Genomic DNA, 16,123 nt, shown 5'->3' on the forward strand with positions numbered 1-16,123 from the left:
ATCAGATCCTCACTATCTGGTCGGGCACGCGCCTGAAGACGACGCCCATCTCGTCCAGGCGCTCGGGCGCGATGGCGCAGCGGTCGGCGAAGATCACGGTCGGCGACCCCTTGCGCGGCAGACCCCGCAGGAGGTCGTAGGTGAGCGTCGTCTCCTCCCCGGGCTCCCAGGTGAGGTAGTAGACCGCCTGGGCGTGCTCGCCGAGGAGGTAGGGGTGCTCGTCCGTGAGGTCCTCGTAGGGCGCGCGGGTCTCGGTCGCCCAGACGTAGCGGGCGAGGTCCGCGCGCGTGACGTCCGGGCTCAGCGTCCCGTCTCCCTGGAAGAGCGCGGGGCCGAGCTCGTAGTAGGAGAAGCCCGAGTCGACGCCCTCGGCAGCGTTGTTCCCCTCGCCGTAACCCGAGATGACGCGACGAACACGCTCGGCGGTAACGGTATCTGCGTAGTCATCGAACTCTACAAGGATGAAGCGCCGGCTCCCGCCGTCCTCGGCGTTCTTGCGGAGAACGGCCTCGGCGGTTGTGCCAGATCCCGCAAAGGAGTCGAGAACCAGGGAATCACCGGAGGTCGCAATGTGTAAGATTCGCTCAATCAGGCGCGGCGGCTTGGGCGTGTCGAACACCACCTTCCCATCGAAGATTCTCCTGAGTAGCCGCGACGCTTCGCCCGTGTGGCCGGTCTCCTCATGAGTCCAAAAGTTCGTGACCGGTCGGCCCGCGACGGAGCTCAGGTACGCCTTGCGATAGAGGACTCCCTTACCCTTGCTGGAGAAGAAGAACTCCGGAAGGACGCCGCTCTCATAGACGTTAAGGGCACGACTCCGAGCCTCCTCAAGAGGCAAGTTCAGCGTAATTGCGGGAACACCAACCTTAACGTCGCCTGGCGAAAGGTTGCACACTTCAGCACGCGCTTCTGCGTCGTCGATTTCTTCAAGCTTATATGGGCACCATTCGTTCATAGAGGCGAGCATCTGAGGCTGCCCCAGACTCCAGTGACGACCCTTCGGCGGATAAGCCATCTTTCCAGTAACCGGATTCTGAATGGCATAGACCATTCCTTGATGCGCGACGGAGTCTGGTGCGCTAGCAACAATGCTACGCCATGCCCCGCGCGGGTCGTTATCAGCATTCGAGAAACGAGCGTCCATCTCTTCAGTACGGGGGAGCTTGTTCGGCTGCCACTGCGGAGAAGCGCCGTAGACCAAAATATGCTCTACCTCCGAAGCGACTCCCTTTACGTCGTTGCGCATGGAGTATGTTCTCTGCCAAGAGATGTTCGCCACAAAGCAGGAGGGGCTGAAAATCTCGTCACAAATAAGCTTGAGGTTGGCCTCCTCGTTGTCGTCGATGCTGATGAAGATGGCGCCCGTCGAAGCGAGCAGCTTCCGTAGCAGCTGGAGCCTCGGGTACATCATGCACAGCCACTTGTCGTGGCGGCTGAAGTCCTCGCCCTCCTTGCCCACGACCTGCCCGAGCCATTTCCTGATGCGAGGGTCGTTGACGTTGTCGTTGTAGACCCAGCCCTCGTTGCCGGTGTTGTACGGCGGATCGATATAGATGCAGTCGACCTTACCCTCGTACTCGGGCAGCAGCGCCTTCAGCGCCTCGAGGTTGTCGCCGTGGATGACCATGTTCCCGCAGTCCGAGCCGTGACTGTCCAGCACGCCCTTCTCCGGCACGCGTTCGAGCACGCGGTACGGGACGTCGCGGTGGTGGTTGACCACCTTCTCCTTGCCCATCCAGTTGAGAGTCGGCATTGACGCACATCCAATCCGGCACAAGCCGTGACGGTTAACAACACAATGCAACCATTATCCCACAGGGACCAGACATGTTGAAAAGTCAGGGCCGAGCAAGGCGAGAAGAACGAGAAGAACACCGGCTCGTCAACGAGTCCGATTTGAACGACCCGAGACGAGCCCATTGCCGTAGCGACCATCCGGATGCAGCCCAACCCAACTCGAGTTTTGCCCGCCGCCACCCCGGGGTGTCGCCACCGCCGTCCGCTGCCCATCGAGGGCTGTCCGCAGCCCGCCCGCCTCCGCTCCGTTGCGCGCACGGCTCGGGCCCGCCCCCGCCCCGCCCGCTCCGGCTGTGTATTGCGCCGCGGCTCGCTCCAGCCGGCTGCGCCCTCGCATCGCGCCCGGCTCGGTCCGGCCGGCTGCGCCGTCCGCCCCTCGCGGCGGGCGCATGCTTCGGGCTCCGCCGTCTGTCGCTCGCACCGCGCGCATACACAGCCTCCGCGTCCGGTGCGGCCTGACGTCGGTCAACCTTCGCGAGGGGCGGGTCGGTCCCTCGCGGCGGCGCGCACTCCGCTAAGGCAGTCGGGCTGCTGCGCCGTCTCGCTCGCCCGCTGCCGGCAGTGTCGTCACCCCAGCCCGGCGGCGGGCGTCCCGGCGCGAGGCCCGTGCCCGAGCGCGACGTGGCCGTTGCCGAGGCCGCCTCCGGCAACCGCGCTGCGCGCGGTCCGGCTCCGCCGGTCCCGGTCGCGGCCGCGCCCTCAGCGGTCGCCGGCCCTCCGCCAGGCGCCCGCCTCGTCGTCCCAGGCGAGCTCGACGCCGCCGGCGAGCTCCTCGAGCCTCGCGAGCGCGACCCCGAGCCACTCGACCAGATCGTCGCAGGGTCCCATCGCCCAGTGGGTGATGTAGCGGCACTGCGAGAAGCACGCGTCCCCGAGCGTCTGCACGTCGTCGATGCGGGCGAGCTCGCGCCCGAGGCCGCGCACGTCGTGCAGGGCGAGGCCGTAGCGCTCCTCGTACGAGTGCCCGCAGTCCATCCTGAAGCCGAGCCCCCAGAAGCGCCCCGCCCAGTCGAACCTATCGAGCGCGGCAGCGCCCTGCTCCTCGATCCTCTCCCTGAGCTCGCGCGCGAACCGCGCGACGTCGCGTCCCTCCACGGCACCCTCCCTTCCTCGCCCGAGACGATTGTCCCACAAGGGACGACGAGAGGGACGACACTTCGCAACAGTACGTCTGACCTGCGCATCGTTTTCGACAGACGATAAGGAATTGTCGATAAGGGCGAGGCGAGAAGCACGTCGAGAAGAACGAGAAGGGCAATGTCTCGCCGCCCACCCGGCACCGCCGCCACCGGCCGCTGCCCGCCTAGGGTCGAGCGCGCCGTGACCGCCGCCGCTGCGTCGCGCGCACGGGGCGTCCGTGCCGCCGTCGTGCGCGCGGGGGTCAGCCTCACGGCCGCGCCCCGCTCCGGTCGCGCCTTCGCCGCCGGCTCGGGCCAGCCCGCTGCGCGGTCTGCCCTCGCCAGGGGACTCAGCCGCTTCCCTCCGCTCTCGCGCGGCCTGCAGCGGCCGATGCGGGCGCGCACGCCGTCGTCACGCCCGCCCGGCGGCGCGCGACGCAGCGGCGGCGGCCCCGGCGCTGGCGAATCCGGCTCGCCCGCGGCCGGCGTCGCCGGTGCCCGACCGGGCGGCTGTCCTCGCGGTCGCCTCGTCCTCGCCACGCCACTTTGCCCGGTACTCCCACGGCTCGAGGAGCCCCGCCGCCACCTCGTCCATGTCCTGGCGCTTCTCGGCCGTCGTGTCCGTGATGATGCTGTCGTCGAACGTCACCCTGATCCCGCCCTCGTCGGGCAGCCCCACGCCGAGCCGCCGCTCCACCGCGAGCAGCGCCCGGCAGATCCCTGCGATCGCGCCCTCCAGCGCATGCTCGTGTCTCCTGATGTTGCGCATCAGCGCCGAGTTGTCGGCCGACACCTCCGTGGCCGTCTTCACGTACCCCACGTTCTCGAGGTCGAAGTAGTTGATGCCGAAGCCGCACAGGTCGCCGAGCGTCTGCAGGGCGACCCTGAACGCCCGCGCCTGCGCCTCGGTGCGCAGCGCTGGCGCGAACTCCTGAATGGTGTCCTCGGTCGACATCACCTTGCGGAACACCGTGCAGTCGCCCTTGCCGAACGGGATCGACACGCGCCCGCCCTTGCCGTCGCGCTCGACGTCGAACATCACGTCCGACAGGAACACCCGCATCTTGCCGTTGTCGATCTCCGACATCATGGCGTCGTAGCACAGGTCGACCGCCTGGATCGCGTCCACCGCGTCCGCGAACACGCTCTGCCCGTAGGGCGACATGTCCACCCGCGTGTTGTCGACGGCAGGCTTCACGATGGCGAACGTGGGCCACACCGAGCCCGTGTCGTACACCGGGCACACGCCCTCCGGCTCGACGCGGTTCCCGTCCCGGTCGAAGCACGCCGTCACGATCCGGTACGTGCCCTCGCTTTCATCGTCAGTCAGGCGAGAAGGACCCGCCGCCGAAGCCCCTCCGGATGATTCGCTTGGCGAGAAGAACGCGTCGGCAGCACCCTTCAGGTGCAGCTGCACCTGGTCGATGGCACGTCCCCTCCAGAACGCCCGCGTCACGAACGCGCACTCGGTGACGCCCTCCTCGTCCCACGTGAGCGGCACCACCATCCGCGCGTCGTATCTCCTCACGCGCACCTCGCCCGCGCCGGCGTCCACCCAGAGCGCCCACGCGCCCGTCCCCAGGCCGAACGCCCGCACCACGCATTCCTGCGCCGAGGCGAGAAAGCCGGTCCGCGCCATCCACGCCGCGAGCCAGTCCGTGCACGCCTGGTCGCCGCACGCCACCTGCGTCCGGTCGTTCAGCAGCAGCGACCCCCACTCCCGGCACACCCGCATCGCCGGGTGGATCGAACGCCGATGCACCTCGTACACCCGCCCCACGCCGTCCGTGTCGCGGTAGTCGTAGAAGTCCCCGAGCGCCCGCATCCACCGATCCCACGCCCGGATGTGAGGCTCCATGTCCTCCAACGGCAACGAGAACCCCAGCCCCCGCAGCCACTCCCTCACATGCTCCGGCACCCAGTACTCGTCATCCAGCCCCTGCACAGCGCACCTCCCGCCTCGTCCGAACACGCCCATTGAACCCGCCCGTCACAAAGGCCGAGGGCAAAGAGCGCCTGGCGAGAAGAACGTCCCGCTAGTTGTCGTTGTATCCGTGCCTCCGCGTGTCGAGGCAGTCCTTCCACCACGACTCCCGCTCCAGCACCTTCTGGGGGTCGTAGCTCATGCCGAAGTACTCCAGGAGCGTGAACACGAAGTACCTCCTGAAGTACGCCTCGCCTCTCTCCTCGTAGAGCCTGCGCAGCTTCTCGTTGCCCCCGTGCTTGGTGTCGAGGTAGTTCCCCCAGCGCTGGGCCACGCCGCCCTCTCCGGTCGCGGAGCCGACGTAGAGCCTGCCGGTGTTCGTGTCCGTGAGGCAGTAGACACCGGTCACGCTCTCCAGCGCGTCGTGGTACGAGGGCATGATCTCGCGCCTGAATATCCTGTCCAGCTTGCCGAACGACAGGCGCACCCGGTCGTACCCCTGGAACGTCTCACCGCTGTACATCGCCGGCAGGACCTCCTTGACCGTCGCCTCGCCGAGGAACTTGTCGAGCCTGAAGACATAGAGCGAGAACTTGTTGCCCTTGTGGAGGTTGATGACGAGCCGCCCGAACAGCGGCGCGTAGTCCTCGAGTATCCTCACCGTTGCGTACCCGTTCTCGGCGCCGTACTCCGGCGTCTCTAGGATCTCGGCGGCGGACACGAACAGCCACTCGTCGCTGCGGTAGAGGCGCATGAAGCTGAACACCCAGTTGCCCTCTTTGAAGTTCCTTCGGTCGGCCCTGTACCAGGTCCAGTACGAGCACCTCTTGGCCAGGCCTGCCGCCCGCTCGCTCTCCGGACGGTCGAGCCAACGGTCGATAAACGGCTCCCTGGTCCTCCCGTCCTTCATGTTCAGCTCGATCTTGCTGTTGTCAATCTGCTCCTCGGTGAGGTTGAGGATGCTGTTCAGGGGGATACCCATGGCGCACCTGTTCACGTAGCCGCACTGTTTCTTTTTTCAATTCTAGGCGAGAAGAACCTAGGCGAGAAGAACGTCCGCGTCGCTAGCCCCTCAGCACGTCGTCCATCATCGCGTAGCGCACCGCGTCGATGCTGTGGTCGTTGCCGTCCGGGATGTCGTCGAGCCACGTGCCGTCGCGGTCGCGCTCGTACTCCTTGAGCCGGAACTCCTCGTAGGCGAGCGGCGCCCGCTCCGGGTCGATGCAGATCTCGCGCAGCCCCGCCAGCCACTCGTAGGAGAGCCGCCGCATGTTGCTCTTCCGCGCCGGCCGCACGCGCAGCCCCGCCTCCCGGCGCCACACCGCCATCGACTGCTTGCCGTCCGGCGTGTCGTCGCACCAGATCAGCTCGTCGTGGAGGTAGGCGTCCTCGCCGGGCTCGTCCGCGTAGGTGAGCGCCCCCACGACGAGCGCCGCCGTCTCGGAGGGTGTCTTCCTGTTCGCCGACAGCTCGCCGAAGATGGTGAGCCTCCGCTCCCCGGGCTCCCAGCCGCAGCGCACGAACCGCCAGGGGTCGGGGAACCAGCCCCAGTCCACGCCGTTTCGCGTGCGCGAGAAGCCCCGGCACGCCGCGTCGGACAGGCGCACCGAGACCACGTTGTTGAACACGCTGCCGCCGGTCCCCGTAACCTCGCCCAGGTACTCGCTTCTCCACGCCTGCTCGTCGACCTCGCGCAGGTACTCGGCCTCCTCCACGAAGGGGCCGCCCAGCCACTCCGGGTGGCTCTCGACGACGTCGAGGTAGCTCGACTGCCGCACGAGCGTGTCCGAGCGCCGCTCGCGCTCCAGCTTCTCGCGGTTCACCCAGGACCACAGCGTCCTCGGCGGGTTGTAGCTGTAGAAGATCCAGAAGTCCTCGCCGCCGCGCCTGAGCGAGTTCAGGATCGAGCGAACCGCGTCGATCCCGTCGAACTGGTCGAGCTCCTCGAACCACGTGACGGCGCAGTACCCGCGCGTGAACTTCACGCCCTTGAGCTTCAAGGGGTCGTCGGCGCCACGGAACACGATGCGCTGCCCCGTGGGCAGGTACGTGATCTCCATCGGCGAGATGCGGGCGCGGAACCACCGCTCGAGCCCCAGCTCCGCGATCGCCCACGTCACCTGCTGGAACACCGAGTCGCGCAGCGTGTTGCTGAACCGCCGCACCACCACCGCGTTCGCCTCCGGCCGCGCCAGGAGGAGAAGGACGACGCACACGCTGATGAACGAGCTCTTCGTGGAGCCTCTGCCCCCGTGCAGCCAGTAGTGCGTGTGGCCGTGCGCCATCACGTCGCCGAGAACGTCGTGGAAGGCCGGGATCACGAGCGAGGAGGCGTCAACCATCGGCGCCGCCCCCGTCGAGGCCGGGCAGCCTCTCCTGCACCGGCTGGGCAACGACGCCGAGCACGATCCTGGGCGCCGCGCCCTCGCGGCCCTCGTCGGTCTTGCGCTCCGCCTTGCCGAACTCGTCGGGGTACTTGCGCTCGAGGAGCCATGCCGCCGCCGTCCAGTACTGGTTTCTCGCCAGCGCCGCCGAGCGGATCGTGGTGAGCAGCGTCCGCTTGAACGCACTCTCCTCCTTTTTTAGCCCCTCGCTTAACGCGCGCTGCAGCCTGTTCTTGGGGTCGCCGATCCACCTATAGAAAGTGCTCTCGTGGATGCCCAGCGCGCAGATGATGTCGCCGTTGGAGAGGCCGTCCGCCTTGAGCGCAATGGCCTCGTCCACCATCTCCTGCGTCAGCTTCGGACGCCTCGCCATGCAATCACCCCCGTGAAAGTCGATAGAACCTCTCACGGTGGATTGTCCGGGTGCGTCACAAGAAGTGTTATAGAATCGATAGGTGCCTTTTGCTTGTATGCGCCATGATGGAGTTCGGCGCCTGCCTCTTAGACCTTTTTCTGGAGGGAGGCCTCATGGGTAGTGTCTTACTGTCGAACGTTCTTTCTTTGGTGGCGACTTGGCTAGGCGGCGGCGCGTCGTCCCATCATGGTTATACAAGGCTGATGCCAACCGGGTAACACCCGGGCGCCGCCACCATTTCAGCCCTTCCTCTCCCGCCGCCCCTTGAGCCCGTACTTCCTGCACAGGCGGCTGTTCCGCTGCCGCATCATGTCCCGCTCGCGCCGCACCTTCTCGAGCTCGGCGGACTCCTCCGCGCGCGCCCGCTCGCGCTCGAGCTGCTCGTTGAAGGCGCGCTCCTGCTCCAGGTGGTAGCGCTCGGTGCACAGCGGGCACATCCCGGTCTGCCGGTTGATCTTCACGCCCACGGCCCCGCACTCGGGGCACACCGTCTGCACGGCGAGCGAGCAGTGGATCCGCGACGCGCGCATCTCCACGGCGCGCGCGGAGTGGGCGACGCCGCAGCGCCGCTCGATCTCGGCGGCCGCGTAGGCCGCGCCCCGGAAGCTCACCTCGCGCAGGACGTCGTCCTGCTCCTCGGTCCACCAGCTCACCGCGCGCACCTCCCTCCGCGTCTCATGCCGCTACCCGGGTGCGTCTCGTCCCCGGTCAAGACGGCGAACAGCCCGCCTACCAGCGAGGACGCCGCCCGTCTCAACGTCTCGACCGAAACCGCGCCCAAGGCCCCCGCCCGCGCGTGCGCGCGCCCGCGCCCGCCCGCGCGCGACGTCCCCCCATGTCTCGTCCCCGTCAAGACGTCGAGACGGGAGGAGGGGACGCGCACCCTCACCAGCCGCCAGGGGCGTCTCGACCCGTGTCTCAGCATGGCCCGCCCCCTTGAGACGGCGCCACCGCAGGCGGCGCCCCCGCCGAGCGCTCGAGCATGGCCTCCAGCGCCGCGTTGTCCACGCACACGCAGTACACCCGCGAGTCGCCGAAGCGCTTCTGCCGCGTGAACCCGCGCCCGGAGCCCGGCAGCAGCACGCCCTCGTCGGCCATGCGCCTGAGCGTCTTCTGCCGGTCGAAGTTGGCGCCCGCGAGCGCCTGGTCGAGCACGGACGAGAAGACCCACCAGCAGAAGCCGGGGCGGTCCCGGTACTGCTCCACGGAGCCCCAGCGCTCGAGCCGGTCCATCTCCGCCGAGCTCTCGAAGTGCAGGCGGTTGCGCACCAGCCACTCGGCCACGAACTGTATGGCCTTCACGTCGGTGTCGCCGCCGTCCGCGCCCGTGGCGTTCACGAGCGCCCAGCGCGCCATCAGCATCGCGCCCTCCAGGCACGCCGCCCAGTCGCTGCCCGGCGCGAACACGTAGAACTGCGCGAGGGCGTCCGCGAGCGCGAGCAGCGCCACGTTGTCGGCCTGCGGGTGCCCGCCGGCGGCGGCGCACACGGCGTCGCGCACGGAGGAGAACTGCCCCGCGTAGAAGGCCGCGTCGTTTCGCCGGAGGGCCGCCACGTATGCCCGCCCCGCGGTTCCGTGCTGCGCGGAGACGAGGTGGTGCATGGCCTGGGCGGCGCGCACGTCCTCGAAGGGCTCGGCGCAGAGCTCGAGGGTGCGGTTCGCCGCGCCCTGCTGCGTGGAGGAGCCCACGATGGGGATCTCGCCGGTGGCGATCGTGAGGCAGCGCCACGAGCCCGCCCGCATCATCGTCCGGTCGCTGTTCAGCGCGCCGCGCTCGTGCCCGAGCGAGAGCGAGTAGAGCAGGTCCTCCACGACCTGCCGCTTGCCCGCCTGGCCGCCCACGGCGCCCTTGCTCTGCAGCTCGTCGATGATCACGGGTATGTCGTGCAGGAGCGCCGCCGCGCGCACGATGCTCTTGGGCGTGTCCGCGAAGGTGCGGAAGTAGCTGTCCGCGCCCTCGGTGGGGTCGCCCCACACGCTGCCCGCGGCCTTGAGGGTCGGCGTCTTGCCGGAGCGCGAGCGCCCCCAGAGGTAGACGATGAAGGTCTGGACACCGAGAAGGGACACCAGCGGGGAGGCGAAGCTCGCCGCCAGGACGCAGCGGAACGCCATGGAGGCGGCGCGCGCCGGCGCCACGCCCTCCACCCACGCCGCGAGCGTGCCCGCGGGCTCCATGAAGGGGCGCGCCTTCACCGCCTCGTCCGGGCTGGGGTCGAAGCGCACGCCGCCCCCGCCCAGGTCGTAGGGCATGAAGGCGGAGAGAGGGCCGTCCGCCCACCCCAGGTGCACGACGCTCCTCGCGCGGGGCCTCGCCCAGCCGAAGCGGCGCTCCACGTCGGTCAGGTAGCGCACGACGTCCTTGGCGTTGGCCGAGGAGACGTTGGCGCCCAGCGGCGCGAGCGCGCCGATCACCTTGCTCTGGTTGAGCAGCACCTCGCGGTCGAGAGCCCGCTCGCGGGTTCCGCCGGGGACCGTCACGCGCACGAGGGCGCGCACGTCGCCGGTGTCCACGTCCACGAGGTCGGCCGCCACCCAGGGCGCCGTCGAGGTGACCGAGCGCGCCAGCTCCCCGTCGCGCCCGCGGACCCAGAGGCGCCCGCGCGCGTCCACGAACCACCCCTCCACCGAGGGCGCCGTCTCGAAGTCCGGCGCCTCCTCGTCGGGGGAGCCCCCTCCGTCCGTGTCGGGCGCAGCGGTCGAACACATGTTCTTGTCACTGGCGCGAGAAGGACGCACGGGGCGAGAGGGACGGTCGGCCCGCCCCTCCCTCGGCCGGTAGAACTCCGTGCAGCCCTCTATCGCCCGCTCTATCGTCTGCGCGCCGTACGTGGTGCCGCCCCGGCGGCTGTCCCACTTGTCGCGCATGAGGCCGCTTGCGCGGAAGATCCGGTCCATGCGGGCGGCGTCGCCGGCGCACCAGAAGGCGAGGTGCGAGCACAGAGCCATGTCTGCCGCCGATCGGTCGCCTCCCTGCGCCGAGCAGTCGCCGGCCATGAGGGCGCGGATCGCGTCGCCGCTGCGGGAGGCGTACATGCGCCCCAGCAGGGCCTCGTCGTCCATGGAAGCGTCGGGGCCGCGCGTCGCTGCCGCCGACAGCGTCGGCTGCGCGGCGGCCCGCTCCGGCTCGATCCAGGTGCGGTACGCCCTCTCCACCACGTCGGGGTTCGAGGCGAGGGAGGCGCGACCCTCGAAGACGTCCCCCGTCACGGTGAAGTAGCGGTCGTGGTCGTACATCTCCACCACGCGCCCGCCGGGCTGCCCCTTCCTCGAGCGCTGGGCCCAGTCGGGCTTCGCGCCCCGGAAGATCAGGTGCAGCCCGTCGCCCGAGGGCGAGACCTCCGTGTAGGTGCCCGCCTCGTCCACCACCCAGCGGTACACGGGGTCGAGGGCGCCGCCCTCGATCACGTGGTCGAGGTCGAGCCCCGTGAAGGCGCGGTCGGGCCCGAACACGAACCCCACGCCGTCGCAGCGCCAGCGGCCCACGGCCGCCACCGCATCCTCGAAGGTCGCCCAGGTCGCAGGGTCGGTGCTCTTGGCCATGCGCCCGGTACGGGCGTCCACGGGCAGCTTCGTCGCCCTGCCGTTCCGCTCCTCGCGCCGCCAGCACACCCAGCGTGCCTCGGCCTTGAGCTCCACAGGGACGCGTGCCAGCGCGTCGGCGAGGGAGCCCGCCCCGCGTGGGCTACTCGCGGCCCTCTCCGTCATCCGAGGCCCCCTTCTTCGCGTTCTTGAAGATCACGTCGCGGCAGATCCGCCAGCGACCGTTCACCTTGTCGGCGGGTATCCGCCCCTCGCGTATGCCGCGGGTGATGGATCCCTCGTGCTCGCCCGTCACGTCGGCGAGCTGCTTGGGGGTCATGAAGTACGGCAGCTCCTCGAAACTCATCTCTCGCTCCCTCTCATCCGATTTGCCTCTGGACCGCACGCTCGGCTCCGCCCCTTCTGTCACGAAGTGGCACGTTTCGTCGCCGTGCAGCGGTAGAATATCACAGGATTTGTCAGCAAATGAGATTCTTTGCAAGATATGAGGTAGAATAAGCCTATGAGATTGAATGGCTTGTCAACAAGTGATATAATCTGTTGCGAAGCGTAACAAGGATTCGGAGGGCGACAAGGGCCTCCCTCCACAGGACGAACACATCCGAGAAAGGCGGAGGGCATGGCGAGCAACCTCCTGGAGCTGCGTAAGGCGGCGGGCTACAAGAACTCCAACGATTTCGCGCTGGCGCACAAGATGTCCGTCTCCACCTACGCGCGCTACGAGTCCAACCCCGACAAGATCCCCATGGGCGCGGCCCGGCAGCTCGCGGACATCTTCGGCACCACCATCGACGCCATCGTCGACCGCGAGGCCCCCGACCCCGCGTGCATGCGCGGGGAGGTGCAGCTCGAGTACGACGGGCTCACGCCAGAGGCGAGGGCGCTCGCCGACGAGCTCCGCGAGTTCGTGCTCATGAAGGACGCCAAGATCCGCGAGCGCAAGCGCCGCGAGGAGGAGCGCCCCTACGAGGCGCTCTGCTACCAGTACGAGCGCCAGATGCTCGCGGAGATGGGCGAGGGCGCCGCCTTCGGCGAGCTCGTCGCGTTCGACAGCGCCGAGGCGGCGCGCGCCGCCTTCGAGTCCTTCCTCCGGGAGCAGGCGGCGAAGAAGCGCGGCGAGCACCCCCTCAAGGCGCAGGAGGTCGTCGACAACAGGACCATCGAGAAGATCATGGCGGCATACGACCGCACCCACGGCGAGTTCGAGCTCGACGGCATGCGCGTGCTGTGGGGCTCCGCCGACCACGGCGTCGTGGTCGAGTACGACTCCGGGGCGAGCGCGAGGGGCGGTGATGCGGAGGAGTAGAGGCTCAAAAGCAGGTGGGCCCGCGGGAGCTGGCACTCCCACGGGCCCGGCGTCCGGTCCAGAGGCAAATCCAGAAGGGACGGTGACAAGTATATGTCACTAACCGCAACCTCCCAAACCCCCTACAAGGCCATCAGCGGCAAAAGAACACTCCAGCGCCTGCGCCGCGAGGCGGGCTACCGCTCCGCGAAGGAGTTCGCCGAGGCGCTCGGCATCCCCGGCTCCACCTACGCTCGCTACGAGCGCGCCGGCGACGGCGCCGACTGCGGCATCCCGCTGCCGGCGGCGTGGCAGATCGCGGACAAGCTTGGCTGCTCCATCGACCTCGTCATCGGCCGCGAGAACATCGACGCGCCCGAGCCCGAGGGAATCCAGCCCCGCTACGACGCCCTCAGCCCCGAGGGCCGCGCCCTCGTGGACAGCTACCTCTCCTACGTGGAGCTCGGCGAGCGCGCCGCCCGCTCCCAGGGAAGGCGGTGAGCGCCATGACCAAGGACGAGAAGAACCTCAGCGTCGTGTCCTTCTCCCTCACGGACGGCTCCGGCGCGGAAATCCCCGCCGTCGCCCTCGTCGCCGCGCCCGGCGAGGCCCTGCGCCTCGACGAGCCCTGGCAGCGCGAGCTCGCCCGCGACCTCGAGTGGCACTACCGCCCGCCCTACGTCGTAGTCGGGGACGGTGAGTAGCATGGCCAAGGTGACCGGCGAGGGCTCCATCATCCAGATGGAGAAGGACAAGCCAAAGTCCAAGTGCCGCAAGTGGCAGCTCCGCGTGCCCATCGGGCTCAACCCGCGCACGGGGAAGTACCAGCAGAAGACGCGCGTGGTCGAGGGGACCTTCACCAAGGCAAAGGCCGACCTGCGCGAGTTCATCAAGGAGATCGAGCACGACGAGGTGCAGGGCCGCACGTCCTACACCTTCGAGGAGTACTGCATGCGCTACCTCGAGATCCGCGCCGCCAAGAAGGAGGTCGCCCCCACCACGCAGGTGCGGCAGGAGTGGCAGTTCAGGGCCGCCATCCGCCACATCGGGAAGGTCAACCTAGCCGCCGTCACGCCCACCATGCTCGACGACATGTACATCGCGATGCTTAAGGGCGACACGCTTTCCGGAAGACCTTCGAGCGGATCCTACGTCAACCAGATTCACGACAACATAACGCTCGTGTTCGAACACGCCATCAAGGAAGGGATCCTCGTGAAGAACCCGTGCGACGCAGCCAACCCGCCCAAGATGGACACGCGCGAGAAGCGTGCCATGAAGCCCGAGCAGATCCAGGAGCTCATCGAGGGGCTCGACCCCGAGGTGCCGCGCGAGTGCGCCTATCTCGTCGCCATCACGATGGGGCTCAGGCGCGGTGAGGTCTGCGGCCTGTCATGGAAGGACATCGACTTCGAGAACGGGATCGTCGACGTGAGCCACAGCTTCGACGGGCTCGGCAACCTCAAGGAGACCAAGACCAAGGCCGGCATGCGCCTGCTACCCCTGCCCGAGGTGACGCGCGAGGCGCTGCTCAGACAGAAGGCCGCCCAGGCAGAGCAGTTCGCGAAGACGAACCAGTGGCGCAAGCCGGAGGAGGGCTACCTGGAGCAGACCGAGGAGACCCCCGTCATCGCCACGCACTACGGCGAACGCGTGACGCCTGGCTCCCTCAGCCGCTGGTGGTCGATCGACCGCGAGCGCTTCGGGCTCGACGGCTGGAGCTTCCACGAGCTGAGGCACTCCTACCTCACCCTGCTCGCGCTCAACGGCGTGCACCCGAAGGTCATGCAGGAGCTCGCGGGCCATTACAGCTCCCAGATCACGATGGACATCTATACGCACGTTAACCTCGACGCAAAGAAGGAGGCGGTGGCCGCGGTGTCGAAGGTGTTCTGAGTCGGGGAGGGACGCGTCTCTCCATCCTGAGAACCAGCGTCCCGATTCTTCCAAGATTCTTCCATGCAAGCCCGCAAGAAATCTGACAACCGAATCAACAAAGCCCTGACCTGCCCAAACGGAGCTGCGAAATTCAAGCTCAACCAACTGCTAGTATCGAGTGGGAGTGATTTTCCCCTCAAAGCGGTTCGCAACGGTCTGAACCAGAAAGCAACATAATCGCAGGTCAGAAAGGGTTTCTTCGAAGTTCGAGGGAACCCTTTCTCTCACTCCAAAACGCTCCGTTCGGGATTATTCGTGCCGGAATTCGTACCAGCTCAGGAAGCGAAAAGCGCCAAGGCTGGGGGGGGACAAACGAGCTGCGACATCCAGGCAATGAAGGAACTGGAAGACTGCGCGCACTTCCGCGCGGGCCTCGTCGAGTACTCGCCGGAAAGCTTCGCCGCAGAGGAGCTCAGAGAAATACTCGATGACATGATCCGCGCACGCTTTGGGCTCGACGGCTGGAGCTTCCACGAGCTCGGGCACTCCCATCTCACGCCGCTCGCCCTGAACGGCGTGCGCCCCAAGGTCATGTGGGAGCTCGCCGGCCACTACAGCCCCCAGACCACCATGGACATCTACACCCACGTGAACATGGACGCCAAGAAGGAGGCGGTGGCCGCCGTGAGCAGGGTGTTCTGACCATGGAGGGCGGGCGCCGACCCTCGACGCCGGTGCCCGCCCGTGGTATAAAGTAGATGGCTTTCCCCAATAGGGAGGGTTTCCAAGTGCCGGGGACGTTTTCCCCGGCTTTCGTTTTTTATAGGGGCATCAATGAGCGAGCTGAGCCTGTTCCTCGACGAGTCGGGGAGCGACAGCCTCCGCGACACCTTATAGCTAGACGGAAAGGGGTCATGGAAAGCCATGGCCCCTTTCCTCTTTTCGCGCGGGCGCCCCGCTCCTGGGCTGCCTGACGAGGGCGGGCGAGAAGTACCGGCCCTCGCCATGTTGGCGTAGCGCTCCGGTCGCGCGAACCCGGCGGCGAGGTCCAGCCTCAGCCCGACGATCGACACCTCGATCGTTACCGTTGACGCCCCTCGTGGGCGGTGACCCTGAGAATCTTGTCGTGCTGGCCCTCTGGCCCGAGCCCCACGCACGAAATGGTGTCGCAAGCCGTGCGCGGGACTCGGGTGAACGTCGGGCGCGCCGCACCCCCAACGGTCGTATATTGTTAAACTGAGCTAACTTGACGGTGGCAATCCGCGCGGGGGGGGGTGCGCCGGGTCGTCGCCCACGGGACTTTGGAGGCGGTTATGGTCGACTACCTGATTGCGGGCGCCGTTCTTGTGCTCGCGGTGCTCGTTCTTGCTCGACAGGCGCTGCGCATCCGGCGCGGCGGGGGCTGCGGGTGCGAGGGAGGCGGGTCGAGCTGCGCCGCGCCGCGCCGGGTGCGCCGCCGGTCGGCCGACGCGTCCCGCTATCCGCACTCACTCGAGCTGCGGGTGGCCGGCATGCACTGCGAGGGCTGCGTGCGCCGCGTCGAGGATGCCCTCGGCACGCTCGACGGCGTTGCCGCCGAGGCCAAGCTGCCCGATGCGGTCGTCGTTCGCGGAAGCCGCCCGATTGACGCCGCCGCGTGCGAGCGAGCCCTGCGCGCCGCGGGATACGAGGTCGTCGAGGTGCGGTCCTAGGGGCCGTCCCTCTCCGAAGATGCGAATCCGCCCCGATTTCTGGGCCGTCGCGTTACCTGCCGGCGGGGAGGGTACGAGAGGACTATCTACT

The 16,123-nt window shown here is 67.9% G+C and carries 15 protein-coding genes; 6 read left to right on the plus strand and 9 right to left on the minus strand.

Annotated features, from left to right (window positions below; all coding sequences use genetic code 11):
* Nucleotide 1: 1 nt before the first annotated feature.
* From BQ7106_RS08830 to BQ7106_RS08875, 9 genes are all read right to left on the minus strand, one after another.
* On the minus strand, nt 2-1,753 hold the full coding sequence (locus BQ7106_RS08830) for a site-specific DNA-methyltransferase (protein ID WP_072374401.1): 1,752 nt from the start codon (nt 1,751-1,753) through the stop codon (nt 2-4).
* Nucleotides 1,754-2,496: 743 nt separating this feature from the next.
* Nucleotides 2,497-2,892: a hypothetical protein gene (locus BQ7106_RS08835; protein WP_072374404.1), complete on the minus strand. Its 396-nt coding sequence runs from the start codon at nt 2,890-2,892 to the stop codon at nt 2,497-2,499.
* 435 nt (nt 2,893-3,327) lie between these two features.
* A complete protein-coding gene (locus BQ7106_RS08840) occupies nt 3,328-4,773 on the minus strand; it encodes a hypothetical protein (protein WP_240307473.1) in 1,446 nt (481 codons plus the stop codon).
* A gap of 178 nt (nt 4,774-4,951) precedes the next feature.
* The gene (locus tag BQ7106_RS08845) at nt 4,952-5,821 is read right to left on the minus strand and encodes a GIY-YIG nuclease family protein (protein ID WP_129583836.1); all 870 of its coding nucleotides are present in this window, start codon (nt 5,819-5,821) and stop codon (nt 4,952-4,954) included.
* Between the two features lie 82 nt (nt 5,822-5,903).
* Nucleotides 5,904-7,181, minus strand: coding sequence for a PBSX family phage terminase large subunit (locus BQ7106_RS08855; RefSeq protein WP_072374413.1), 1,278 nt, complete (start codon nt 7,179-7,181; stop codon nt 5,904-5,906).
* Entirely contained in the window at nt 7,174-7,596 is a 423-nt protein-coding gene (locus BQ7106_RS08860) for a hypothetical protein (protein ID WP_072374416.1), read from the minus strand. Before BQ7106_RS08860 ends, BQ7106_RS08855 begins: the two co-directional genes overlap by 8 nt.
* Before the next feature lie 281 nt (nt 7,597-7,877).
* A complete protein-coding gene (locus BQ7106_RS08865; RefSeq protein ID WP_072374419.1) occupies nt 7,878-8,291 on the minus strand; it encodes a hypothetical protein in 414 nt (137 codons plus the stop codon).
* A 265-nt stretch (nt 8,292-8,556) separates the two neighbouring features.
* Nucleotides 8,557-11,343, minus strand: coding sequence for a phage NrS-1 polymerase family protein (locus tag BQ7106_RS08870; protein WP_072374422.1), 2,787 nt, complete (start codon nt 11,341-11,343; stop codon nt 8,557-8,559).
* Nucleotides 11,321-11,524 carry a helix-turn-helix domain-containing protein gene (locus BQ7106_RS08875; protein WP_072374425.1) on the minus strand — a complete coding sequence of 68 codons (204 nt, stop codon included), beginning with the start codon at nt 11,522-11,524 and terminating at the stop codon, nt 11,321-11,323. Before BQ7106_RS08875 ends, BQ7106_RS08870 begins: the two co-directional genes overlap by 23 nt.
* Before the next feature lie 273 nt (nt 11,525-11,797).
* On the opposite strand from BQ7106_RS08875, the gene BQ7106_RS08880 reads away from it, so the two are divergent.
* From BQ7106_RS08880 to BQ7106_RS08905, 6 genes are all read left to right on the plus strand, one after another.
* The gene (locus tag BQ7106_RS08880) at nt 11,798-12,484 is read left to right on the plus strand and encodes a helix-turn-helix transcriptional regulator (RefSeq protein ID WP_072374428.1); all 687 of its coding nucleotides are present in this window, start codon (nt 11,798-11,800) and stop codon (nt 12,482-12,484) included.
* Between the two features lie 93 nt (nt 12,485-12,577).
* Nucleotides 12,578-12,964: a helix-turn-helix domain-containing protein gene (locus BQ7106_RS08885; protein ID WP_072374431.1), complete on the plus strand. Its 387-nt coding sequence runs from the start codon at nt 12,578-12,580 to the stop codon at nt 12,962-12,964.
* On the plus strand, nt 12,961-13,167 hold the full coding sequence (locus tag BQ7106_RS08890; protein ID WP_129583837.1) for a hypothetical protein: 207 nt from the start codon (nt 12,961-12,963) through the stop codon (nt 13,165-13,167). Before BQ7106_RS08885 ends, BQ7106_RS08890 begins: the two co-directional genes overlap by 4 nt.
* 1 nt (nt 13,168) lies before the next feature.
* On the plus strand, nt 13,169-14,359 hold the full coding sequence (locus tag BQ7106_RS08895; protein ID WP_205407685.1) for a tyrosine-type recombinase/integrase: 1,191 nt from the start codon (nt 13,169-13,171) through the stop codon (nt 14,357-14,359).
* A 375-nt stretch (nt 14,360-14,734) separates the two neighbouring features.
* Nucleotides 14,735-15,043: a tyrosine-type recombinase/integrase gene (locus tag BQ7106_RS08900; protein ID WP_072374437.1), complete on the plus strand. Its 309-nt coding sequence runs from the start codon at nt 14,735-14,737 to the stop codon at nt 15,041-15,043.
* Nucleotides 15,044-15,654: 611 nt separating this feature from the next.
* Entirely contained in the window at nt 15,655-16,032 is a 378-nt protein-coding gene (locus BQ7106_RS08905; RefSeq protein ID WP_072374441.1) for a heavy-metal-associated domain-containing protein, read from the plus strand.
* Nucleotides 16,033-16,123: the final 91 nt, after the last annotated feature.

This window comes from Thermophilibacter mediterraneus, assembly GCF_900119385.1.
GTDB lineage: Bacteria > Actinomycetota > Coriobacteriia > Coriobacteriales > Atopobiaceae > Thermophilibacter > Thermophilibacter mediterraneus.

Coding starts and splice junctions, on each gene's coding strand:
- BQ7106_RS08830 (WP_072374401.1), bottom strand. CDS start 1,753: ATGCCGACTCTCAACTGGATGGGCAAGGAGAAGGTGGTCAACCACCAC.
- BQ7106_RS08840 (WP_240307473.1), bottom strand. CDS start 4,773: ATGGAGCCTCACATCCGGGCGTGGGATCGGTGGATGCGGGCGCTCGGG.
- BQ7106_RS08845 (WP_129583836.1), bottom strand. CDS start 5,821: ATGGGTATCCCCCTGAACAGCATCCTCAACCTCACCGAGGAGCAGATT.
- BQ7106_RS08855 (WP_072374413.1), bottom strand. CDS start 7,181: ATGGTTGACGCCTCCTCGCTCGTGATCCCGGCCTTCCACGACGTTCTC.
- BQ7106_RS08860 (WP_072374416.1), bottom strand. CDS start 7,596: ATGGCGAGGCGTCCGAAGCTGACGCAGGAGATGGTGGACGAGGCCATT.
- BQ7106_RS08870 (WP_072374422.1), bottom strand. CDS start 11,343: ATGACGGAGAGGGCCGCGAGTAGCCCACGCGGGGCGGGCTCCCTCGCC.
- BQ7106_RS08875 (WP_072374425.1), bottom strand. CDS start 11,524: ATGAGTTTCGAGGAGCTGCCGTACTTCATGACCCCCAAGCAGCTCGCC.
- BQ7106_RS08880 (WP_072374428.1), top strand. CDS start 11,798: ATGGCGAGCAACCTCCTGGAGCTGCGTAAGGCGGCGGGCTACAAGAAC.
- BQ7106_RS08885 (WP_072374431.1), top strand. CDS start 12,578: ATGTCACTAACCGCAACCTCCCAAACCCCCTACAAGGCCATCAGCGGC.
- BQ7106_RS08895 (WP_205407685.1), top strand. CDS start 13,169: ATGGCCAAGGTGACCGGCGAGGGCTCCATCATCCAGATGGAGAAGGAC.
- BQ7106_RS08900 (WP_072374437.1), top strand. CDS start 14,735: ATGAAGGAACTGGAAGACTGCGCGCACTTCCGCGCGGGCCTCGTCGAG.
- BQ7106_RS08905 (WP_072374441.1), top strand. CDS start 15,655: ATGGTCGACTACCTGATTGCGGGCGCCGTTCTTGTGCTCGCGGTGCTC.